General features: G+C 69.2%; 22 protein-coding genes. 15 read left to right on the top strand and 7 right to left on the bottom strand.

What is annotated here, in order from left to right; all coding sequences use genetic code 11:
* The first annotated feature begins 14 nt into the window (after positions 1–14).
* The 10 genes from YWM_RS0108295 to YWM_RS0108250 all read left to right on the top strand — a co-directional run bounded on the left by YWM_RS0108295 (position 15) and on the right by YWM_RS0108250 (position 10,622).
* Complete coding sequence (locus YWM_RS0108295; protein ID WP_028850336.1) at positions 15–578, top strand: hypothetical protein; 564 nt, start codon at positions 15–17, stop codon at positions 576–578.
* A 46-nt stretch (positions 579–624) separates the two neighbouring features.
* On the top strand, positions 625–1,638 hold the full coding sequence (gene lipA / locus YWM_RS0108290; RefSeq protein ID WP_028850335.1) for a lipoyl synthase: 1,014 nt from the start codon (positions 625–627) through the stop codon (positions 1,636–1,638).
* A gap of 29 nt (positions 1,639–1,667) precedes the next feature.
* The gene (locus YWM_RS22695; protein ID WP_245565967.1) at positions 1,668–2,426 is read left to right on the top strand and encodes a DedA family protein; all 759 of its coding nucleotides are present in this window, start codon (positions 1,668–1,670) and stop codon (positions 2,424–2,426) included.
* A 284-nt stretch (positions 2,427–2,710) separates the two neighbouring features.
* A complete protein-coding gene (locus tag YWM_RS0108280) occupies positions 2,711–4,132 on the top strand; it encodes a glycosyltransferase family 39 protein (RefSeq protein ID WP_052344676.1) in 1,422 nt (473 codons plus the stop codon).
* Between the two features lie 45 nt (positions 4,133–4,177).
* Positions 4,178–4,939 (top strand): cupin domain-containing protein, encoded by a 762-nt coding sequence (locus YWM_RS0108275; protein ID WP_028850333.1) that lies wholly within the window; start codon positions 4,178–4,180, stop codon positions 4,937–4,939.
* On the top strand, positions 4,936–6,144 hold the full coding sequence (locus YWM_RS22690; RefSeq protein WP_052344675.1) for a PucR family transcriptional regulator: 1,209 nt from the start codon (positions 4,936–4,938) through the stop codon (positions 6,142–6,144). Before YWM_RS0108275 ends, YWM_RS22690 begins: the two co-directional genes overlap by 4 nt.
* Positions 6,145–6,316: 172 nt before the next feature.
* Positions 6,317–8,677: a molybdopterin cofactor-binding domain-containing protein gene (locus YWM_RS0108265; RefSeq protein ID WP_028850332.1), complete on the top strand. Its 2,361-nt coding sequence runs from the start codon at positions 6,317–6,319 to the stop codon at positions 8,675–8,677.
* A gap of 8 nt (positions 8,678–8,685) precedes the next feature.
* A complete protein-coding gene (locus YWM_RS0108260) occupies positions 8,686–9,162 on the top strand; it encodes a (2Fe-2S)-binding protein (RefSeq protein WP_028850331.1) in 477 nt (158 codons plus the stop codon).
* A 75-nt stretch (positions 9,163–9,237) separates the two neighbouring features.
* Entirely contained in the window at positions 9,238–9,540 is a 303-nt protein-coding gene (locus YWM_RS0108255; RefSeq protein WP_028850330.1) for a DUF1905 domain-containing protein, read from the top strand.
* A gap of 122 nt (positions 9,541–9,662) precedes the next feature.
* Positions 9,663–10,622: an esterase/lipase family protein gene (locus YWM_RS0108250; RefSeq protein WP_028850329.1), complete on the top strand. Its 960-nt coding sequence runs from the start codon at positions 9,663–9,665 to the stop codon at positions 10,620–10,622.
* Between the two features lie 4 nt (positions 10,623–10,626).
* On the opposite strand, the gene YWM_RS0108245 is transcribed toward YWM_RS0108250, so the two are convergent.
* Together YWM_RS0108245 and YWM_RS27050 are read right to left on the bottom strand one after the other, a co-directional pair.
* Entirely contained in the window at positions 10,627–11,142 is a 516-nt protein-coding gene (locus tag YWM_RS0108245) for a DUF6585 family protein (RefSeq protein ID WP_028850328.1), read from the bottom strand.
* 60 nt (positions 11,143–11,202) lie between these two features.
* Positions 11,203–11,337 carry a hypothetical protein gene (locus tag YWM_RS27050; RefSeq protein WP_281168810.1) on the bottom strand — a complete coding sequence of 45 codons (135 nt, stop codon included), beginning with the start codon at positions 11,335–11,337 and terminating at the stop codon, positions 11,203–11,205.
* A 3-nt stretch (positions 11,338–11,340) separates the two neighbouring features.
* Here YWM_RS27050 and YWM_RS0108235 point away from each other — a divergent pair, with 3 nt between their 5' ends.
* Positions 11,341–11,598 (top strand): hypothetical protein, encoded by a 258-nt coding sequence (locus YWM_RS0108235; RefSeq protein WP_028850327.1) that lies wholly within the window; start codon positions 11,341–11,343, stop codon positions 11,596–11,598.
* Position 11,599: 1 nt separating this feature from the next.
* Here the strand turns inward: YWM_RS0108235 and YWM_RS0108230 are convergent, their stop codons facing one another.
* The gene (locus YWM_RS0108230) at positions 11,600–12,490 is read right to left on the bottom strand and encodes a MurR/RpiR family transcriptional regulator (RefSeq protein WP_043660108.1); all 891 of its coding nucleotides are present in this window, start codon (positions 12,488–12,490) and stop codon (positions 11,600–11,602) included.
* 72 nt (positions 12,491–12,562) lie between these two features.
* Between YWM_RS0108230 and YWM_RS0108225 the strand changes: the two genes are divergently transcribed.
* Positions 12,563–13,849 (top strand): pyridoxal phosphate-dependent aminotransferase, encoded by a 1,287-nt coding sequence (locus YWM_RS0108225; RefSeq protein ID WP_245565966.1) that lies wholly within the window; start codon positions 12,563–12,565, stop codon positions 13,847–13,849.
* A 33-nt stretch (positions 13,850–13,882) separates the two neighbouring features.
* On the opposite strand, the gene YWM_RS22685 is transcribed toward YWM_RS0108225, so the two are convergent.
* The 4 genes from YWM_RS22685 to YWM_RS0108205 form a co-directional block, all read right to left on the bottom strand.
* Complete coding sequence (locus YWM_RS22685) at positions 13,883–15,529, bottom strand: ABC transporter permease (RefSeq protein WP_043660107.1); 1,647 nt, start codon at positions 15,527–15,529, stop codon at positions 13,883–13,885.
* 1 nt (position 15,530) lies between these two features.
* Positions 15,531–16,445 (bottom strand): ABC transporter ATP-binding protein, encoded by a 915-nt coding sequence (locus YWM_RS0108215; RefSeq protein ID WP_028850324.1) that lies wholly within the window; start codon positions 16,443–16,445, stop codon positions 15,531–15,533.
* On the bottom strand, positions 16,432–17,124 hold the full coding sequence (locus YWM_RS22680) for a TetR/AcrR family transcriptional regulator (protein WP_052344674.1): 693 nt from the start codon (positions 17,122–17,124) through the stop codon (positions 16,432–16,434). The genes YWM_RS0108215 and YWM_RS22680 overlap by 14 nt, the downstream gene beginning before the upstream one ends.
* A gap of 234 nt (positions 17,125–17,358) precedes the next feature.
* The gene (locus YWM_RS0108205) at positions 17,359–18,117 is read right to left on the bottom strand and encodes a DUF2249 domain-containing protein (RefSeq protein ID WP_028850323.1); all 759 of its coding nucleotides are present in this window, start codon (positions 18,115–18,117) and stop codon (positions 17,359–17,361) included.
* Positions 18,118–18,194: 77 nt separating this feature from the next.
* On the opposite strand from YWM_RS0108205, the gene YWM_RS0108200 reads away from it, so the two are divergent.
* Genes YWM_RS0108200 through YWM_RS26800 form a run of 3 tightly spaced genes read left to right on the top strand, consistent with a single transcriptional unit; the run spans position 18,195 to position 22,587 of the window.
* Positions 18,195–18,845, top strand: a complete 651-nt coding sequence (locus tag YWM_RS0108200; protein ID WP_211232455.1) for a helix-turn-helix transcriptional regulator — start codon at positions 18,195–18,197, stop codon at positions 18,843–18,845.
* The gene (locus tag YWM_RS0108195; RefSeq protein WP_028850322.1) at positions 18,842–19,960 is read left to right on the top strand and encodes a hypothetical protein; all 1,119 of its coding nucleotides are present in this window, start codon (positions 18,842–18,844) and stop codon (positions 19,958–19,960) included. Before YWM_RS0108200 ends, YWM_RS0108195 begins: the two co-directional genes overlap by 4 nt.
* Positions 19,957–22,587 (top strand): multicopper oxidase domain-containing protein, encoded by a 2,631-nt coding sequence (locus tag YWM_RS26800; RefSeq protein ID WP_028850321.1) that lies wholly within the window; start codon positions 19,957–19,959, stop codon positions 22,585–22,587. Before YWM_RS0108195 ends, YWM_RS26800 begins: the two co-directional genes overlap by 4 nt.
* The last annotated feature ends 10 nt before the right edge of the window (positions 22,588–22,597 follow it).

Below are 22,597 nucleotides of genomic sequence, written 5' to 3'. Positions count from 1 at the left end.
AGCGGAGAACTGCCATGAGCTGGAACGATTACTACGCTCGGCGCAAAGTCATGAACAGCGTGCTCAAGCTGGCCCGCCGGGCGCCGGACGCTCCGTTGCCGTTCGCCGAGATTCCGCGCGCGCAGGAGTTGTTCGGCACGCCCGAGCAGCTGCTGCTGGCGCTGTACTACCGATGGAACCTGCGCCTGCTCGGCAAGTTGCGCAGCACGGTCGGTGGGCCGGAAGACGCGATGGACGCGCCGCCGCGCGGCGAATCGGACAACACCGACCTGGTCGCGCAGGCGTGGCGCAGCACGTTCGAGGAGAACCCCACGCTGCGCGCCGTGCTGGACGCGCACATCGACGTCTACCCCGACACGCTGATCCCCGCGCTGGAGCGTGAGCAGCGACTGTTGGCCATCACCGCAGGGCTGGCCGAACCGCACGAGCCACTGGACGACATCACCCGGGTCGGCGCGAGCTTCATGGCGCTGGTGCGCCACGGCCAGGAGCGCGCCGACCGCTCGGACAAGACACCTCGCCAGCGCCGCCGTTCCCCGGTCGGCGACCTGCTGCGCCTGCTGACTCCGGCGGGCTGACCACCTGGTGGCGGCACCCTGACCCGGCAGCGATCAGATAGGTAGTGTGGGGACCGTGAGCGCACCCGCACCCGAGGGCCGCAAGCTGCTGCGACTAGAAGTCCGCAACAGCCAGACGCCCATTGAGAAGAAGCCGTCGTGGATCAAGACCCGGGCGAAGATGGGCCCGGAGTTCACCGAGTTGAAGGGCCTGGTGAAACGGGAAGGCCTGCACACCGTCTGTGAAGAGGCGGGCTGCCCGAACATCTACGAGTGCTGGGAGGACCGCGAGGCCACGTTCCTCATCGGTGGCGACCAGTGCACCCGGCGGTGCGACTTCTGTCAGATCGACACCGGCAAGCCCGCGGAGCTGGATCGCGACGAACCGCGCAGGGTGGCCGAGAGCGTGCAGGCCATGGGTCTGCGCTACTCCACCGTCACCGGCGTCGCGCGGGACGACCTGCCGGACGGCGGCGCGTGGCTGTACGCCGAGACGGTGCGGCAGATCCACCAGCTGAACCCCGGCACCGGTGTCGAGTTGCTCATCCCGGACTTCAACGCCAAGCCGGAGCTGCTGGCCGAGGTGTTCGACTCCGAGCCCGAGGTGCTGGCGCACAACATCGAGACCGTCCCGCGCATCTTCAAGACCATCCGGCCCGGCTTCCGCTACGCCCGCTCGCTCGAGGTCATCACCCGTGCCCGTGAGGCGGGCCTGGTCACCAAGTCGAACCTGATCCTCGGCATGGGCGAGCGCCCGGACGAGGTCGAGCCCGCGATGCGCGACCTGCTGGACGCCGGCTGCGAGATCCTCACCATCACGCAGTACCTGCGGCCGAGCATTCGGCACCACCCGGTGGACCGCTGGGTCAAGCCGGAGGAGTTCGTCGAGCACGCTCGGGTGGCTGAATCGCTCGGTTTTGCCGGTGTGATGGCCGGCCCGTTGGTACGCTCCAGCTACCGCGCGGGCAGGCTGTACGCACAGACCAAGCGCCGCCGCGGTGAGCCGTTGCCCGCCAACCTCGCGCACCTCGCCGAGTCCGGGCCGGCGGCCCAAGAGGCGAGCGCCCTGCTCGCCAGATAATCCACGGCAGAGCAAGGGAGCCTCGCGGCGTGATCGCTGACTTTCTGAACTGGCTGCAGAACCTGCCTGAGGGTTGGTTGATGCTCGGTGCGGGCTTGCTGGTGTTCGGCGAGACCTGCCTCGGCCTCGGCTTCATCGCCCCTGGCGAGACCGGCCTGTTCATCCTCGGCGTCACGGTCGACTCGGTGCCTGAGTTCCTGCTGATGTGGCTGATCACCACGTGCTGCGCGATGCTCGGCTACACCGCGGGCTACTGGCTGGGCCGCTACTTCGGCCCGAAGCTGCGCAACGTCAAGTTCATCGACAAGCACGGCGGCGAGAGCTGGGACAAGGCGGTGGAGTTCCTGCGGCGTCGCGGCACGTTCGCGGTGATGATCGCGATCTTCCTGCCGGTGATGCGCACGCTGGTGCCCGCCGCCGCGGGTGCCGCCCGGTTGCCGTTCTACCGCTTCCTGCCCGCCGCCGGTGTCGCCGGCCTGGCCTGGTGCGCGCTGCACATCGGGATCGGCGCGGCGCTCGGCGAGTCGGCGAAGTGGTTGGAGTCGGCGATCGGCAAGGGCAGCTGGGTGGTGCTCGGCGTCCTGGTGGTCGGCTTCGTCGCGGTGATGCTGATCAAGCGGAAGCGCACGGCGGCGAACGCGAAGGGCGCACCGAAGGCCGAGGCGGACACCGCGAACGACGCCCAGGACGAGCCGAGCGCCGAGGCGGACACCACGAACGACGCGCAGGGCGGCCCGAGCGCCGAGGTCGCCACGGAGGCGGACGCGGAGCCCGAGCCGCAGCGCTGACCGAACACCCGGGCGCAGCGCAGGCGGCGTTCCGCGGCGGCGGTTGCCGCGACACCGGGGCGCATGGCCGCCCGCGAAAGGCGGTCCGGTGCGACAGGCGATTCCCCAGGACCATTGCGGCTCACCCCGTCCGCCTTTCGGTCCCCTTCCCCGCGGCCGTCGACCCAGGAGACTCGGACCGCGGCGGGGCCGGCCCGTCAGCGCATCTTTTAATCTACCTTTGACCCGCTCTGACCAGCCCAGATCGACCAATCGCGCGACTCGGACCGCTATGCTCCCGACCCATGATCCTGGCGGTCGCAGGCATCGTCAGCGCGGTGCTCGTCCTGTTCGCGCATGACTACGGCTACCACCGTGACGAGCTGTACTTCATCGCTGCGGGCAAACACCTCGAGTGGGCCTACGTCGACCAGGGCCCGCTGACGCCGCTGATCGCCCGGGCGATGACGGAGATAGCGCCGGATTCGCTCACGCTGCTGCGACTACCGTCCGCGCTGGCCGCCGGGGTGATCGTGTTGCTGACCGGCCTGCTGGCCCGCGAGCTGCACGCCAAGCTCGGCGCCCAGGTGCTCGCCGCGGTGATCTCCGGCGTGTCGGTGGTCGTGCTGTTCAACGGCCATCTGCTCAGCACCACGACGTTCGACCTGCTGTGCTGGACCGCCGCGACGTGGCTGATCGTCCGGGCGGTGCTGCGCGACGAACGACTCTGGTTGGCCGCCGGCCTGGTCGTCGGCCTCGGCCTGTTGAACAAGCCGCTGCCCGCACTGCTTGCGGTCGCGGTGCTGGTCAGCCTGGTGGTGGTCGGTCCGCGCCACGTGCTGCGCAGCCCGTACCCCTGGCTCGGCGCGATGATCGCCCTGATCTTGTTCGCGCCGTTCATCCTCTGGCAGGTCGCACACGACTGGCCCCATCTGGAGGTCTCGGCCAACATCGCCGGCGGCGGCTCCACCAGCTCCGAGCCCTGGTGGGCCGTCGTTCCGTTCCAGTTCCTGCTGGTCAGCCCCGTGTTGGCGCCCGTGTGGATCGCCGGTCTGGTGCGGTTGTTCCGCGATCCGGAGCTGCGCTTCCTCGCGGTGAGCTGGGTGCTGCTCGCGGTGGTGTTCATGGCCACCGGCGGCAAGCCGTACTACCTGGCGGGCATGTTGCCGCTGCTGATCGCCTCCGGCTGCGTCGCGATCCCCCGCTGGCTGCGCGGGCGATTCTCGCTGCTACGCAAGGTCGCGTTGGGCTTGGCGTTGGTGACCAGCCTCGTCGTCGACCCGGTCATCGCGTTACCCGTGCTGCCGGTGAAGGACACCGAACTCGTGGTGTCGATGAACGAGGACGTCGGTGAGACGGTGGGCTGGCCGGAGCTGGTGAGCCTGGTCGCGCACGCCTATCGCAGCGGTGCGGTCATCTACGCCACCAACTACGGCGAAGCGGGCGCCATCGACCGGTTCGGTCCCGCGTACGGCTTGCCGCCGGCCTACAGCGGGCACAACGCGTACTGGCACTGGGGCCCGCCGCCCGACCTGGCCGGACGGGTGGTCGTCGTGGGCATGTCCGAACAGCAGGCGTCGCAGTATTTCGTCGGCTGCTCCGTCCAGACGAGGATTCGCAACGATGCCGGGGTCGACAACGAGGAGAACGGCAGACCGGTGCTGTTCTGCGCAGGCCCCAGCCGCCCGTGGTCGAAGTTGTGGCCGGACCTGCGTCGCATGGGCTGACCGACAGCCTCCACCGGTCCACCACCGGCCGCTTACCATCACGGAATGACCGTCGTGCTGCACATGATGTCCTGGGAGGACTACCTGCGCACGCCGGACGAGCCGCTCCGACCTGCGTCGCTGCACTCCGAGGGTTTCGTGCACTGCACGGCGGACGAACCGACGCTCCTGGCCGTCGCGAACGCGTTCTACCAGGAGGTTCGCCAACCGCAGGTGGCTGTCCAAGTGGAGACCGACCGGCTCACCGCCCCGGTGCTGTTCGAAGAGGCCGCCGCTGAACCGCCTGGTGTCACTGCGGGCACCCGCTTCCCGCACGTGTACGGGCCCATCGACCGGCAAGCGGTGGTGGGTGTGCTGCATGCCCGGCGCGATCTCGACGGCACGTACCGGTCCTTCGAGCGTCAGCCGGCGCTCGCCGGGGATCTGGGTTTGCTCCCGCATCCCGAGGGCGGCTGGTATCGCCGCACCTGGACCAGCCCGCAGCACGTCGACCTTCCCTGCGGTAGGCGGGCCACCGCCACGTCGATCCTGTATCTGTTGTGCGACGGCGAAACCTCGCAGCCACACACGGTCGCCTCCGACGAGCTGTGGCTGTGGCACGGGCCGGGAAGGGTGGAGCTCATGGTCGACGAGCAGCTTGTCGAGCTGGGCAGTCCCACGGAGAATCTCACTCCGCAGGCCGTCGTCCCGGCGGACGCGGTGCAGTACGCGCGGGCCCATGGGGATGTCGTGGTCAGCTGCGTGGTCTCCCCCGGTTTCGACTTCGCCGACTTCCGCGTGACGCCTGCCGCCGGGAGTGCACGATGACGGCTCCCCGAAACCGAGCCCAGCAGGCCGCGGTCGAGTTCATCACGCGGCATCGCAGTGAGCGCCTGGAGGCGTTGACCGACCGGCTGGTGAAGGCCATCGAGAACGAGAACCCCGGCTATCAGGACTCCATCCGCGTCCCGCACGACGACCTGCGCCTGTCGTGTCACGACAACATCGACCGGGTGCTGCAGATGCTCGCCGAGGCGATCAGCGGCGCACCCTCCCGCGACCACACCGATGCGATCTTCGAACCGGCGCGCCAGACCGGTCGCAGGCGCGCCGAGCAGGGCGTTCCGCTGGACGACGTGCTGCGCTCGTTCCGGTTCGGTGGCCGCATCATCTGGGACGACCTGATCGAGCACGGCCGCGACGTGCTCCCGCCGGAGGTCGTGCCGGAAATCGGTACCCGGCTCTGGGAGGTCGTCGACCAGACGTCGGCGGAGGTGGCCAGCGCCTATCACCACTACGAACGGTCAGCCGTCCGCGCGGACGAACGCCGCAGAGCGATGTTGTGGGAGGGCGTGCTCAGCGGCCGCACCGGGCAACCGGGCTTCATCGCCGAGGCCGCCAGAGTCCTCGACCTCCCGGTCGAGGACGACTACGTCGTGGCCGTCAGCGCAGAGCTCGACATCCCTCTGGCGCAGTCGCGCCTGTCTCCGCACGCCTCGGCGTGGGTGGACCGGGCGGATGCCGTCGTCGGTGTCATCGCGCTGCGCGAGCCGTGCGCGAACGAGGCGACGGCTGCCCTGCGCCGGCTCGCCGCCGTCCCGCCCGGCCGGTTGGTCGGTGTCTCCGGCATCGTCCACGGCCTTGCCGGTGTGGCCGACGGCTACCGGCAGGCGCTGCTGGCGTTGCGCGCCCGTGCCGGTTCGTCCGGGTTGTCCCGCTACGACGAATGCCTCCCCGAGGCGTTGCTGCTGACCTCACCGGAGATCGCCGACGACCTGGTCCGAATGTGGCTGGACCCCCTGCTCGCGCTGCCGCCTGCCGAAGCGCGCGATCTGCTGCGCACCCTGCGCGCCTGGGTCGCCTGCGGCGGGTCGACCGTCCGCACCGCCAAGGCCGTCCCGTGCCACCGCAACACGGTGATCAACCGGCTGCGCCGGGTCGCCCAACTCACCGGGCGTTCCCTCGCCGACGACGCGCCACCGGTGGAGCTCGACCTCGCTCTGCGCGCCCTGGCGACCCGCTCGCTTCGCTGACGTTGTGCCATGTGCACAACCGGTTCGGCTGAATTTGGGCGCGTCTGTCCTAGGCACTGAGCGTGATGGGTGACACACTCAGGGCCACCCCGGCCGATGGTTGACCGCCATTTGGCGTAACGACCTGGTTCAGTCCGCTCCCCACCACGAGGTGCCTATGTCCGATCCAACGATGGATTCCGAACGAACGCAGGCTCCGGCGAGTGAGCGTTCCGGCTTCAACAGGCGGAAGTTCTTCGGCTATGTCATCGGCGGCACGACACTGATCGCCGCCGCGGATATCGCGCTCGCCGAGCCCGCCAAGGCCGCGATCCCCTCGCCCCCGCAGATCCCGGAGATCTACGACCTCAACGACCTGCTCACCACGGCCACCCTGCCGACGGCGAACCTGATCACCGTCACGATCAACGAGGACGGCACGGCGTCGTTCGCGCTGCCGCGGGCCGAGGTCGGTCAGGGCATCACCACGTCGACGGCGATGCTCATCGCCGAAGAACTCGACATCCCGGTGGAGAAGGTCAAGGTGACGCTGGCCGACGCCCGGCCCGAGCTGCTGTTCAACCAGCTCACCGGCGGCTCGAACACCACCATCTCGACGTTCACCCCGATCCGGGTCGCCGCCGCCGTGGCGCGCAACGCACTGCTGGACGCCGCGGCGATCCTGCTCGGCGACGAGGTCAACAGGCTGATCACCAAGGCCGGGGCCGTGCTGGCGCCGAACGGCCGCTCGGTGTCCTACGGTGAGCTGGCCAAGCACGCAGCTGCTCCGAAGACCAAGAAGGTCGAGGTGGAGCTGAAGGACGTCAGCAAGTTCACGGTGATCGGCACCGAGCAGAAGCGCATCGACGCGCGCGACGCGGTGACCGGCCGCAAGGTCTTCACGATGGACCTGAAGGTCGACGACGCGCTGCCGACGATGCTGTGCCGTCCCCCGACGTTGAACGGCAAGCCGGTCAAGCTGCTCAACGAGGCCGAGATCACGTCCATGCCGGGTGTCACCGACGTGGCCATGGTGGACACCGGGGTCGCGGTGCGGGCCAGGACGTTCGGCCAGTGCATCGACGCGATCCGCGCGATGAAGGTCGAGTGGCGGGACGGCCCGGTCGCCGGCGAGTCGGACGAGGACATCGTCCGCAAGCTCCGGCAGGCCGAGGTGCCGCTGCCGAAGATCAGCGAGCTGGGCCTGGACAAGCTCAAGCTCGGCCCGATCAACCTGAACCTGGTGAAGTCGATCGACGCCGACTTCCTGTTCTACTTCCGCAGCAACTCGGCGCTGGACACCAACGCGGCGATCGCCGACGTCCGCTCGGACCGGGCGGAGATCTGGGCCAGCCTCAAGTCGCCGATCGTCGCCCAGCAGACCATCGCGCAAGAGCTCGGCCTGCCCCAGAACAAGGTCAAGGTGCATGTCGTGCAGGGCGGCGGGTCGTTCGGCCGCAAGCTGTTCTTCGACGCCGCCCTGGAGGCCGCGAAGGTGTCCAAGGCGATGGGCAAGCCGGTCAAGCTGATGTGGCATCGCGCGGACGACGCCCGGGTCGGCCGCATGCACCCGATGGCCACCAGCCGGGTGCGCGCGCTCTACCTGGGCACCCAGGTGCTGGGTTTCGTGCAGAACCACACCAGCATCGAGACCGACTTCCGGCACGGCCTGGGCGAGCTGATCACCGCCCACGTGGCCGATCTGCCCACCGGTCTGGGCAACTTCGGCTTCGCCGAGACGATCTTCGCGCTGACCCAGGAGATCCCGTACAACTTCGGCGTGGTCAACCAGACGCTGGTGGAGACCGACGACCGGTTCAACACCGGCAGCATGCGCAACATCTACTCTCCCGATGTGCGCACGGCCGCCGAACTGGTGGTGGACCAGCTGGCCGCCGCGATGGGCTTGGACCCGCTGACGTTCCGTCGCAAATTCCTCAAGGACAAGCGGGTGCTGGCGTGCCTGAACAAGGTCGCCGAGGTCGGCAAGTGGGGCCGTCCGCTGCCGAAGGGGATGGCGCAGGGCATCGCGATCCACAAGGAGTACAAGAGCGCCAGCGCCTGCCTGGTGGAGATCGACTGTCGTCCGGAGACCGTCGGCAGGGACATCCCGAACGCGGTCACGGGCCCGCGCGTGACCAAGGCGGTGTACGCCATCGACATCGGCCTGGCGATCAACCCGACCGGTCTGCGGGCACAGATGCTCAGCGGCATCAACGACGGCATCGCGCTCGCGCTGACCTCCAGCATGCACCTGCGGGACGGGCACTTCCTCGAAGCCAGCTGGGACAACTACTTCTACACCCGGCAGTGGAACACCCCGCCCGAGGTGAACATCATCGTCATGCCGTCGGACGCCAAGACGCCCGGCGGCGCCGGGGAGGCCGGTGTCGCCGCCAGCATGGCCGCGGTGGCGTGCGCCTACGCCAGGGCGACCGGCAAGGTTCCGGACTACTTCCCGATCAACCACCGTGATCCGTTGGCCTTCCGGCCCAAGCCGTTCGTTCCGCCGGTTCCCGCGTCGCCGACCAACGGCCTGAAGCTGACCTACTGAGGAGCGCCATGCCCGAGCAGACATTCATCCTCAACGGCAAACCGGTCACCGTCGATGTCGAGGACGACGTGCGCGTCCTGTGGGTGCTGCGCGACGTTCTCGGGGTCACCGGCCCGAAGTACGGCTGCGGCATCAACGTGTGCAAGGCCTGCACGTGTCACATCAACGGCCGCGCGTTCAACCCGTGCTCGGTGCGGGTCGGCGACCTGAAGCCGAACGACCGCGTGACCACGATCGAGGGCCTGGCCGACACCGCCGACGGCGAACTGCACCCGATGCAGCAGGCGTGGCTGGACAACGACGTGTCGCAGTGCGGTTACTGCCAGCCGGGCCAGATCATGGCCGCGGTCGCGCTGGTGAAGAAGGTGCGGCGGGAAGGCAGGGAGATCACCGAGGACGACCTCGACCACATCCGCAACATCTGCCGCTGCGGTACCTACTCGCGTATTCGCGAAGCGATCGAGCAGGGCGCGCGCAACATGTAGTCGACGGCGAGCTTCGGCGGGGCGGGTGTGTCCGCCCCGCCGAAGTTTGTCGGGCCGGTGTGTGATGCTGGCCGAGTGATCGTCACCTTCGACGCCGAACTGTGGGTGTGGGACGCCCGCCGCTCCGAGACGTGGACGTTCGTCTCCGTCCCCATCGAGCTGAGTGAGGACATTCGCGAGCTCACCGAAGGTGTGCGGGGCGGCTTCGGCTCCGTCCGGGTGCAGGCCACGATCGGCGGCAGCACGTGGCGAACGTCGGTGTTCCCGGACAGCAAGTCCGGGTGCTACGCGCTTCCGATCAAGCGCGCGGTCCGCAACGCGGAGGGGCTCGAGCCGGGCGCGGTCACGTCGGTGACGATTGAGCTGATCGACGTCTGACTGCCCGCGCCGCACGCGAAGGCCGACGTTCGCCGTCATTTCCGGCAAGAAGCTCACACGAGCGCCAACCTTCCCCTAGGGTCGTCACTGGTCAAGCGGCCACAGTGGGGGGTGGTTTCGTGATGTCCGTCCGTCGTATCCGTGTTCTGGCCGCCGTTGCCGCGTTGGCAGTCACGGTGTCCGTGCCGATCGCAGCACAGGCGTCGGAAGAGCGGCCGCCCAGGCCGCCGAACGTGTTGCTGCTGGTGCACGGCTACAACGAGAATCCGCCGACGGACTGCAACGGCTTGATCTGGGGCGAGGCGTTGCAGTACTTCCAGGATGCCGGCTACGACCGCGCAAACATCCGCACCATCGGCTACTACGAGGGCGACGAGGCCTACTGCGACGACGTCGTGGGCGACGGGAAGGCCGGCCCGGACCGCCCGATCCAGGACATCGCCCGCGACTTCGCGAACTACATCTACGACAACTACACCAGCAAGGGCCGCGAGGTCGACATCATCGGTCACTCCATGGGCGGCCTGGTCACCCGCGTCGCCGTGCTGGGCACCGGGGAAGGCTGGGCGGGCTTCCCACCCGAGGTGGCGGTCGACGACATCGTCACCGCAGGCACGCCGCACCAGGGCTTGGTGTACGGATGCCAGGCCGAGTGCACGTATCAATGGCGGCAGATGACCAGCGGTGAGAACGGCACCGGGTTCATCGACAAGCTGCACGAGTCCGCGCCCGGCGCCGCCGACCGCGGGTTGGACGATCCGTGGGCCGCGGGCATCGACTGGAGCCTGATCGGGTCGAAGGAAGACTCCCTCGTGTCGTACTCCTCGGCGATCGACCAGGGCTACTTCGCCCACCAGAAGTACGGCTACGACGAAGACCTGAACGGCGACGGCACCGCGGACTGTTCGGACCCGGACGTCGACCACGGCGAGCTGATCTCGCTGACCGGCGATGGTGGCTACTGCCTGCGGTATTGGCACCACGGACCACACGGTGGCCCGCACACCACGTCCGACGGGTGGTCGCCACTCAAAGCTGCCCGGAACGCGGTGCGCTACCAGGGCGACGGTCTACCGCGATAGCGCATCACGCCACGCGGTGCACCGCCGCCTGTAGACGTTCGGCGAGCTCGACGGCGTTCGTGGTGTGACTGCTGAACGCGAACTGGCTTCCCTCGGTCAGCCGGACGACGCAGCGGAAGTTGATGCCCAAGCCACCGCGATTGACCGGGTTGCCTTGGATGACGACGTCCGCGATGGCACCGAAGGGGATCGCTTCGGCTGCGTCACCGCGATGGCGTACCAGGCCGTGCTCGTACAGGTCGATCGCGTGACCGCGGGTCTGTGCGGCCCGGATCAGCAGGACGACGCCGAAGAGCAGGCCGAGCACACCCAGGCCCAGCAGGCCACCGATCAGGGTCTCGATCCAGGTGTGCGCCGGTTGGCCCGGCACGGTTGGGCTCTCGTCCTGGGCGAGCATCACCACGATGCCCGCGACCAGTGCGACGAGGCCACCGGTCGTGTAGGCCAGGCCGAGGGTGCTGCGCCGCTTGTTGTCGACCGGGTACCGGCCGACAAGGGTTCCCAAATCCGTGGCGTTCATACCGCAGTGGTAGCACTCCGGCCCGGCCGCAGACGCCGGCGGCAGCAAGCTGCCGTCAGCTCATGCCGCCTGGTCCCGGGCCTGACTGCGCAGCAGGCCCGCGCCGATGTCGACCACCTCGTAGTCGATGCCCCGCTCGGCGACGGCGGGCGCGCCCAGCTCGGTGGTGAGGATCTTGCCGCCGTCGCCGGCCACATCGTGACCGTCGTAGACGACCCGGCCGACCGGATCTTCGGCCCGACCGCCGAAGCGCTGGGCGTGCCGATCGCCGCATGGTCGGTCGTGCTGCTCGCCTCGGCGCAGGCCGACACGTACGGACCCGCGCCGGGTGTCAACATGATCGCCCCGGTCGGCATGGCCCGGTCGACCGCGCTCAAGCGCGTGCTCTACAGCTCGTGGGTGCTGTTGCTGGTCTCGCTCGCGGTCTACATCGGGGAGCTGGCGATCCTGCACTGAGCTAGCGGCTGCCCCCGTGGTAGACGCCGAACGTGTCGAGCAGCTCTTCCTCGACCAGCAGCGACGACCGCGCCTCGGTGCCCCGTGCCGCCGCCACCGCGGTGGCCATGGCCTGCACGAACACCACGAACGCCGTCATCGACCGCAGCACCGACACCCCGGTGGTGTCCAGGTAGAACGCGTGCGTCGCGGACTGCGCCAACGGGGACGCCGGGTTGTCGGTCAGCGCGATGGCGGTGGCGCCACGCTTGGCGGCCCATTCGAACGCGCGCACGGTGTCGGCCGAGTAGCGGTGAATCGAGGCCGCGACGAAGCAATCGCCCTGCTGAACCCTGCGCAGTTCGTCGGTGAGCGTCGCGTGCGCGCCACCGAGCACCCGCACGTCCTCGCGCACCAGACCCAGCAAGTAGCCGAACAGGTGGACCACCGAGTAGCACTTGCGCAGCCCCAGGACGTGCACCCGCGGCGCCGTGGCCAGCGCTTCCACGGCCTGATCCCAGGCCGGCCGGTCGACCCGGGCCATGCTCCGCGCGATGTTGGCCTGATCGAACGCCACGGCGAGCTCGAGCGGGTCGCGGGCCTGCGCGGCCAGCGACTCGACGTTGGCGAACCGCCGCAACAGCTGCGCCTGCTCCCGCAACCGCTCCCGGCACAGCCGCGCCAACCCCGGATAACCGTCCAGTCCCAGGCCGGCGGCGAACCGCACCACGGTCGACTCGTTGATGCCGACCGATTTGGCCAGCTCGGTGACCGTCATGAACGCCACGCCTTCCGGATCGGACAGCACGCGTTCGGCGAGCAGCTGCTGCGATCGCGTCAGCTGCGGCATTCGGGTCCGCAACAGCGCCGCCAGCTCGTCGAACGTCTCCGGCGCGGTGTTCGTCTCGGCCATGACCCCCATCATGCTCAGTCCGCGCGCCGAGAGCGCGCTGGGCCACCATTCTGAGAACCATGTTTGCACAGCATGCTGTTCGTGCAATATTGTTTGCAGCAAGCGATGGAGGAGGCCCACCACATGGTTGCCCACTCGGCGACACTGGCCATCAACGAGAAACTCGCCGCTCGGCGCGCGGCAGGCGAACGAGTCGTGCACCTCGGCTTCGGCGAGGCCGGACTGCCCGTGCCGGACGCGATCGCCGGACGACTGCGCGACGCAGTCGTCCGCAACGGCTACGGCCCGGTCGCCGGCTCCGCCGAGGTGCGGCAGGCCGTGGCGGGCTACTTCATCCGCCGGGGTGTGCCCACCGACCCCGAGCAGATCATCACGGCCCCGGGCAGCAAGGCTCTGCTGTATGCACTGATCACGGCGCTTCCCGGGGACGTGATCCTGCCGCGCCCGTCGTGGGTCAGCTATGCCGCGCAAGCCGCACTCGGCGCCAAGCGGGTGCACTGGGTGGACACTCCGGAAGAAGCGGGCGGCGTGCCGGACCCCGACGCACTGGTCGCGACGCTGTCGCAAGCACGCAACGCCGGGCAGCGGCCCGGGGTGCTGGTGCTGACCCTGCCGGACAACCCCACCGGCACGGTGGCCTCGCCGGAGCGGGTCAAGCAGGTGTGCGCGATCGCCGAGGAGCACGGCCTGGCCGTGGTCTCCGACGAGATCTACCGCGACCTGGCAGACCAACCGGTGCACTCCCCCGCCGAGTTCCTGCCGCACCAGTGCTTCGTCACCGGCGGCTTGTCGAAGAGCCTGGCGCTCGGCGGCTGGCGGATCGGTTTCGCGCGCTTCCCCGACGGCGAGTTGGGCGCTCGCACGCACGATGCGGTCATCGGCATCGCCAGTGAGGTCTGGTCCAGCCTTGCCGCTCCCATGCAGGAAGTGGCCGCTTACGCGCTCGACGAGCCCACAGAGGTCCGTGAGCATGTCGCGGCCAGCAGGGCGCTGCACTCCGCCGTGGCCCAGGCGGTCCATCGCGAGTTCGTGGCCGCCGGCGCCGATTGCCGTCCGCCCACCGCGGCCTTCTACCTGTATCCCGACCTGAGCCCGCTGCCCGGGTTGGCCAAGTACGACCTCCGCAGCGCGGACGCCGTCGCGGACTTCTTGCTGGACAAGCACGGAGTCGGTGTGCTCAGCGGCGCCGCGTTCGGCGATCACCCGCAAGCACCGCGGTTCCGGGTGGCCACCAGCCTGCTGTACGGCGAGTCGGACGACCAGCGTTGGCAGGCCCTGAACTCGGACGATCCGGTCGGCTTGCCGTGGATCTCGGCCGCGTTGACGCAGCTGCGCACCGCGCTGGCCGACCTGCGCTGAGTCAGCGAACGCTGATCTGACACCCGCGCCGAGTCAGCGAACGCCGATCTGGCGCCTGCGCAGGCCGGCGAGCCCGACCCCGGCTGCCGCCACCGCCACGAGGGCCAACCACAACAGCGGCAGCACGTCGAACTCCTCGATCGGCATCTCGGCCGGATAGCTCAGCGGCGACAAGTCGCGCACCCATTGCGGCAGGTCGAGCAGCTCGGCGAAGTTGCCGACCAGGACCATCAGGGCCACGACCGTCCAGCCGACCGCCGACAACGCTCCGGGCGCCCAGCCGTAGAGCACGGCGCACAGGCCGAGCACCACCAACACCGCGGGAGCCATGTTCAGGTGGCTGGCCACGACGTCCCCGAACGGCTCCGAGTCCCCGAGCGATCCGGCCACGGCCGCCCCCGTGGCCAGCCCCGTGACCAGCAGGATCCCGATCGCACCGACTCCGATCACGAGCAGGTGCGCACCCGCCCAGGAGAACCGGCTGGTCGGCGTGGCCAGCAGAGCACTTGCCCGCCCGGATCCTTCCTCGGAGCGCAACACGTTCGCGGCGAACACCACGTAGGCCGCGGTGAGGTACCCGGAGAAGGTCGCCAGGAACGCCACATAGCGGGCCAGCAGCTGCTCCCCGCCGAACATCTCCTGTACGGCCGGCGGCAGGTCTTCCGCCGAATCCAGCATGACGTTCGCGAAGGCTCCGTCGACGGCGCCGAGAATCAGGATCGCCACACCCCACCCGAGGAGACCACCGGTGTGCAGTCGCGCAGCCAGGCCGATCGGCGTACCGAGGGCAGGCGAGGCTTCCGCCGCACCGGGCCGGGCGCTGATCAAGCTGGCCCCGAAGTCGCGCCTGTTCTGCAAGACGAAGCCCAGGTACGCACCGACCAGGCTCAACGCGAGCAGCAGCACCAGCGGCCACCACCGGTCGAGCACGTACGGCGCAGTCTGCGACGCCCACCCGAACGGGGAAGCCCACGACAGAGCGCTGCCGCCGACCTCGGCCATGTCACCGACAGCTCGGACGGCGAACGCCGCTCCGGCAATCGCGCCGGCCATGCCCGCTGCCGCGCGCGAGCTCTCGCTGAGCTGGGCGGTCACCGCCGTGATCCCGGCGAACGCCATGCCGGTCAGGCCGGTGGCCGACCCGAGCACGATCGACCCCGTCACGGCGAACTCGTTGGCGACGGCCAGCACCGTCACCAGGAGCGCGGCGGCGAGGTTGGTGATGCCGGCGACGATCAGCGCCGCGGTCAGTTGCGCGTCACGACCGACGACGTTTGCGCGGATCAGTTCCGCGCGGCCGGTCTGCTCCTCGAGCCGGGTGTGCCGCACGATCAGCATGATGTTCATCAGCGCGGCCAGGACGAACAGGTACAACGCGTACCCACCGGCGAAGAACCGCTCGTAGGTCGGCGCATCAAGGCCGTACGCGGGGCCGGTGAACATGCGGCCCACCGGCTGCTCGAGCAGCGGCACCACCGAGACGAGGTCCTTCTCCTGTGGCGCCAGTTGCGGAAGGGCCGCGCCGATGTACACCACCAGCAGTCCGAGCCCACCGACCCAGGCGGGGAATTTCACCCGGTCCTGACGCAGCATGAAGCGCACCAGCTGCCTGGTCGCCGTGCGCGACGCGGCAGGCTCGCTGCGATGCGACACCGCCCGGGTGCGCGTCAGCGTGGCCACGTCACTTCACCCCCGCCGTGGCGCCGCGCGCCGTGAGGTCGTCGCCGTAGTGGCTCATCAGCAGCTGTTCGAGCGTCGGCGGGTGCGCGACGATCGACCGGACACCGAGTCCGGACAGCTCGCGCATCACCTGGTCGACCCGGTCGCCGTCCACCTCGAACCGCACGTGGCCGTCCTCGCGATGCAGCCCGTGCACACCGGGGACCGAGGCGAGCCGTTCCGCGGAGTTCTCGGTCTCCACCACCACGGTCGTGCGCGTCATGTGCCGCAGTTCCCGCAGCGACCCGGACTCCACGATCCTGCCCTGTCGCACGATCGAGATCCGGTCGGCCAGCGCCTCCACCTCGGCCAGGATGTGACTGGACAGCAGCACGGTCGTTCCTGCCTCGCGCGCCTCGCGGATGGCCTGCTGGAACACCATTTCCATCAGCGGGTCCAGACCCGCGGTCGGTTCGTCGAGCAACAGCAGCTCGACGTCGGACGCCAACGCGGCGATGAGGGCGACCTTCTGCCTGTTGCCTTTCGAGTACGTGCGTGCCTTCTTCGACGGGTCCAGGTCGAACCGTTCGCACAACTCGTCGCGCTTGCGACGATTGATCCCACCGCGCAGCCGCGCGAAGACGTCGATCGCCTCGCCACCGGTGAGCTTCGGCCACAGCTCGACGTCACCGGGCACGTAGGCGAGCCGACGATGCAGGGCGACGGCGTCATGCCACGGATCGGAGCCGAACAACTTCACCGTTCCGCCGTCGGCCTTCAACAGGCCGAGCAGGACTCGGATCGTGGTGGACTTGCCCGCACCGTTGGGACCGAGGAACCCGTGCACCTCGCCCTGGACGACCGTCATGTCCAGGCCGTCGAGCGCACGGACGTTGCCGAACTTCTTCACCAGCCCGGCACACTCAATCACGTTCATCGTTGCCGCCTTTCGCGTCGGACTCCTCGCCCAGCTGCTCCACGTAGCTGCGGAGGTTCTCGTAGGTCCCTGGGGTGAACACGCCCTCGCTGTAGATCTCCATGACCGCCTGCAGATACGCGGCCGGAGGCCCGTCGCCTTCCACCAGGTCGACGCCCAGCAAGCGCTTGAGGTGCTGGTGGAGGACCAGCGTGCCGAGCGAGAACAGGACCAGCACCACCACGCGGGCTCGCGGGTGCGCGCTCGGCTTGATCAACCCCGCGGACACCCCGTCCTCGGTGTACTGCTCAGCGTGCTTGACGATCTGGTCGACCAGGTCGTTCACGTGTGGGCTGCCGTCGACGAGGGTCTTGGCCAGGTAGCGCATCATCGGCCGGTACTCGACCAGCTGGCCCATCATGCCTACCGGATCGAGTTGCGGCCCCTGCCGGACCGCGTCGGTCTTGATCGCCAGCAGGCTCTCGGCCACGTGCTGGTCACAGGCCACGCGTAAGCCGTCCTTGGAGCCGTAGTGGTGCACGATCAGCGCGGGCGAAACCCCCGCGTGCTCGGCAATCGCCTTCAGGCTCGTGCCCTTCACGCCGTGCCTGCCGAACAGCTCGATCGCCGCGTCCCGGATGCGTTCCAGGCCGGCTCCTCGCTCCTGTCCTTCGCTGCGCCGTGTCTCCGGTCGGGCCACCGCCTACCCCCTAACTGAACGTCCATTCAGCATACTGGCTGAACGTTCAGTCAGTCAACTGGAGTGTGGCGCGATGAGCGACGGTCACCGCGAAATGGCCGTACACGACTCGTAGCCACACTTGCACCGGAGCCTCTGCGGACGCATGAGCGCGCTCGTAGCGTCCGTGCATCCGCGACAGGATGATCGGGCCCACGGTTGACGGCTCACGGACGGGTCGTCGAGCTCGATCGCTCAGCGGCGCAGAAAACGCAGTCGCCACACGTCGGGCCCGCGGCGCAGGTACTCCACCTCGAACGCGCCGGGGTTGCGCTGCTCGAGCTGAGCCAGCAGCGGCACCGGGTCGTGCGGGGCGAGCAGGGTCAGCGAGCGGCCCGGCTGAAGGGTGTCCAGTGCCCCGAAGATCGTGGCGTGCCTGATCGCATGCGGGATCGCACACGCATCCAGCTCAGGCTCGGCTGCCTCCTCGTGACCACACGCGCACGCATGCGCATCACACTCCGCCGACGGCGAGGAGGCTCCGGACGTTGCGTGCATCTCCGCGAGCAGGTCGGCCACAGAATGTGCGTTGGACGCCACCAGCGCCGGGAGCAGAGCCTCGTTCTCCTTGTGGATGTGAACGCTGACGATCTCCCGCAAACCCCCGGCCGCACCGGCGATCGCGCCGAAAGTGTCGGCACGCGCGAGCGTCTCGACCAGCTCGTCGATGGCTCGATGCTCGGCAAGCATGGCCGGGACGAGCACCTTCAACTCGGCCAACTCGCCACCTGCCCGGTACAGGGAACGCTCTTCCGCCGCGGCGTGCGGCAACAGTCCGGCACGTGCCCACGCCACCAGGCGATCACGCGCGGCGCGGGCCTCCTCACCGGTGGACGCCTGCGTTACGGCGGTCACCAGCATTGCCAGCTTCCCGGCCATCTCGGCGTGATGTGCCACAACCTGGTCGGCTGCGGCGGCGTCTTCCCGGTTCGACGCGATGGCGACATCCGGCATCGTCGATCTCTCCTCACTGTCGTCACACAGGTCACCCCGGCTGGACCCGGCGCCGCCAAATTTACTACAGTTTTCTCGTGAAAATTAGTGGGCAGGTAGGTCCTCGTACCGCCGCGGAGCAGCCGTTGCCCGCGGGGCAGGCGAAGCTGCTGACCGCGCTGGACTCGTTGCCGGGACCGGCGACCCTCGCCGAGCTGGCCGAGGCGAGCGGCCTGCATCCGAACACCGTGCGCTTCCATCTGGAGCCGCTGCTGAAGTGTGGTGCTGTCGTCCGGACCACCGAGCAGGGCCAGGGGCGAGGACGCCCGGCACATCGCTACGTGGCCACGGGAGCTCGCCCGGGACCGGCGGCGGAGCTCACCGGGCTGGCCATCGCGCTCGTCGACGCCGTCCGGCTGGCCAGCAACTCCCCGGCCGAGAGCGCGCGGCAAGCGGGGCGTGGTTGGGGGCGACGGCTCGCCGACCAGCCGGCGCGACGGTCGGAGGTCTCGCAGACGCTCGAGCGGATGGGATTCGGTCCGGAGGCGGACGCATCCGACGAGCACACCGTGCGGCTGACCCGCTGCCCCCTGCTCGCCGCGGCTCGCGAGGCGCCGGATGTGGTGTGCGGGGTCCATCAGGGCCTGGTGGAAGGGCTGCTGCACCGTACCGGCACCGACACCGGTGTGGAGTTGACGCCGTTCGCCGAGGTCGGCGCGTGCCGCTTGCGGATCGGAGAACAGGCATGACCGCCGAGGTCGCTGCGACATCGACGAGCATCGCCGCATCTCGGCCGTGGCGAGCCGTGTTCGCCGTGCCCGCCGTGGCGGCACTGCTGGCCGGCCTCGACGGAGCACTCTCCCTGCTCGGGGTCTGGTCCCCCGTTCCGGGCGATCGCACCGCCGAGGCCCACGGGTCGCTCATGACCTTGGGGTTCCTCGGCACACTCATCGCTTTGGAACGTGCCGTCGCGCTCCGCCGGCGTGCCGCCTACAGCGCGCCCGCATGCCTGTCCGCGGGCGCCTTGCTCATGCTCGCCCCGCACACCCGGACCGCTGGTGCGGTTTTGCTCGTGGTGGGGGCGGCGGTGCTGGTCGCCGTGTACGGCGCACTGTGGCGCCGCCGTTATGACCAGGCGGTCGTGGTGCAAGGGCTCGGCGCGGTGCTCGCGCTCGGCGCTGCGATCTGTTTGCTCGGCGGCGTGCCGGTCCAGTCGGTCGTGCCCTGGCTGGCCGGTTTCCTGGTGCTCACGATCGCCGGGGAACGGCTCGAGCTGGCCACTCTGCACATGCCGCCGCACGCGGGTCGCGCTTTGGTGCTTCTCGCCGCGTCCGTCGGCTGTGGCGCGCTGATCGCCCTGTTGTGGCCCGCTTCGACCGTTCTCTTCGGCGTCGTTCTCGCTGGTACGGCGGCGTGGCTGGTCCGGTTCGACGTAGCACGTCGAACGGTGCGGGCGGGCGAACCGGCCCGCTTCATGGCCTGCGCCATGCTCGCCGGGCAAGCGTGGCTGGTGGTGGCAGCTTCGCTGTGGCTGGTGACCGACCCGGCTTCGACGTCCGAAGCCGTGTACGACGCCACGACGCACGCTGTGTTTCTCGGTTTCGCGATGTCGATGGTGATGGCGCACGCCCCCGTCATCCTGCCTGCGGTGGTGCGGATTCCGCTGTCGCACCACCGCGGCATGTACCTGCCGTTGCTGCTGCTCCACGCCGGGTTGGTCGTGCGACTGTGGCTCGGCGATGCACTCGGTCTTCGCCTCGCGTGGCAGGTGGGCGGCGTGGTCACCGTGCTGTCCTTGCTCGGCTTCCTCGCCGCCGTCGGCTGGTCACTGATCCGGACCGGAGACAAGCGAGGTGCGAGATGAACAGCCGCGGATTCTGGCCGATGCGCGACCTGCCGACCGTGGGGTGGCTGGTCGCCGCGGTCGCGGCGACGCTGGTGCATCCGTTCGTACCGGAGCCACGCTGGTTGATGATCCACCTCCTGGTGCTGGGCGCGGCCGGTCACGCGATCCTGGTGTGGAGCAGGTATTTCGCCGACACGCTGCTGCGTTGCCCACCGGCCCCGCGGCGCGAACAGACCGCCCGGCTCGTCTTGTTCAACGGCGGTGTTGTCGTCCTTGTCGTCGGCATGCTCACCGGCGTGTGGGCGGCCGTCGCCATCGGTGCGGCTCTGCTCGTCACAGCGGTCGTGTGGCATGCCTGCGTGCTGATGGGTCAGCTTCGCCGGGCACTGGCCAACCGGTTCGCGCCGACGGCCCACTTCTACGTGGCGGCAGGATGCTTGCTCCCAATCGGCGCGGTCTTCGGAGCCTGGATGGCATACGACCACGACGGTGTGCTGCACGAGCGGCTGCGCCTCGCCCACATCGCGGTGAACGTGCTCGGTTTCCTCGGGCTCACCGTGCTCGGCACGCTGATCACCCTGTGGCCGACGGTGTTACGCACCCGGATCAGCCCCGGCGCCGAACGAACCGCGCGGCGCGCGTTGCCGGTCCTGCTCTGCTCCGTCGGAGTGCTCGCCGGCGGCGCTCTGACCGGGTGGCGTGCCCCGATCGTCGTGGGGCTGCTCGGCTATCTGACCGGGATCGCGGTGCTCGCCCGGCCGGCGATCCGATCGGCGCGTACGAAACCACCGACGTCTTTCGCCGCATGGTCCATCCTGTGCGCGGTCAGCTGGCTGGTGGCCTGTCTGATCGTGGCCACGGTAGCCGCCGCCACGGTGGACCTCACCGGATTGGGCACCGTCATCGAGGAGATCACGCCGCTGCTGGCGGTCGGTTTCGTCGCGCAGATCCTCGTCGGCGCGCTGTCGTATCTGGTCCCGGTCGTTCTCGGTGGTGGCCCGTCTCCGGTACGTGCCGCCAACCGGGTGTTCGACGCCGGTGGTCCGACGCGCCTGGTGATGACCAACGTCGGCCTGGTCGTCTGTGCGTTTCCGGTGCCCAGCCTGGTGCGCGTGGTGGTCTCGATGCTGGTGCTCGGCGCGCTGGCGAGCTTCGTGCCGATCCTGTTCGCCGCGATGCGCGCTTCACGACGGGCCAAGGCCGCTGCGCGCCAAGGTGGGGCATCGGCGCGGCCGGTCGATCCTGTCCGCACGCCCGGCCGACCCAGCGGTCTCGCGATCGCCGGGTTGGCTGCGGTCCTTGTCGCGACCGCGACCGGCGCCGCACTCGATCCGGTCGCGCTGAACCGTCCGATCACCTCCGCCGCCGAGGACATCACCCCGACCGGTCGCACGACCACGGTCGAGGTTCGGGCATCCGGGATGCGCTTCACGCCCGACACGATCGAGGTTCCGGCGGGCAACCGGTTGGTGATCACCGTGCGGAACGCGTCGAAAGGCACCGTGCATGACCTGGTGCTGGACACCGGTGCCAAGTCCGGCCGGCTGGCGCCCGGGGAAAGCGCTGTCGTGGACGTCGGAGTGGTGGGCAGAAACATCGACGGGTGGTGTTCGGTGGCAGGACACCGTCAGATGGGCATGGTGCTGACCATCAAGGTCAAGGGCGCTCAACACGACACCCCGTCGCCCGACAGCGGTAGCTCGCGCGTCAGCGGGCACAGCACCGGCGAACACCCACACGACACCGACGACGGCCCGCGCGCCACGTACGCCCCCGGGGCGACACCACCGGAAGACTTTCGCGCTCGGGACGCACGCTTGCCGGCAGCACCATCCGGCCGGCTGCATCGGGTGCGCCTGGTGATCAGCGAAACCGAACGGGAAGTCGCGCCAGGCGTACGGCAGACCGTGTGGTCGTACAACGGCACCGTCCCCGGCCCGATCCTGCACGGCCGCGTGGGTGACCGCTTCGAGATCACGCTGGTCAACGACGGATCGATCGGGCATTCGATCGACTTCCACGCCGGGGCGCTCGCCCCCGACCGGCCCATGCGCACCATCGCCCCCGGCGAGTCGCTGGTCTACCGGTTCACGGCCACACGTGCCGGGGTGTGGATGTATCACTGCTCGACCGTGCCTATGTCCACGCACATCGCGGCCGGGCTTTTCGGCGCCGTCGTGATCGAGCCGCCGAACCTGCCTCCGGTCGACCGCTCGTACGTGCTGGTGCAGTCCGAGATGTATTTCGGTCCGCAGGGTGGCACGCCGGACGCAGCCGCCATCCAGGCGGGCAAGCCGGACACGGTTGTCTTCAACGGGTATCCGGACCAGTACTCGCACCAACCGCTCACCGCCGAAGTCGGCGAGCGTGTGCGGATCTGGGCGCTCGACGCGGGCCCCAACCGGCCGCTGTCCTTGCACGTCGTCGGCGGGCAGTTCGACCGCGTGTGGAGTGAGGGACGTTGGCTGGTCGGCTCGGCGTCCGCACCGGCGGTCGACACCGGGGCACAGGTCCTTCCCCTGTTGCCCGCCCAGGGCGGCTTCGCCGAGCTGACGTTCACGGAGCCGGGCCACTACCCCGTCGTCAACCACGTCATGTCCGACGCCGAGCGTGGCGCGCGCGGGATGATCCGAGTCACCAGGTGACTCGACGTCG

The sequence above is a fragment of the Thermocrispum municipale DSM 44069 genome, from assembly GCF_000427825.1.
Classification (GTDB): domain Bacteria; phylum Actinomycetota; class Actinomycetes; order Mycobacteriales; family Pseudonocardiaceae; genus Thermocrispum; species Thermocrispum municipale.
This window is presented reverse-complemented; position numbering and strand designations above follow the sequence as displayed.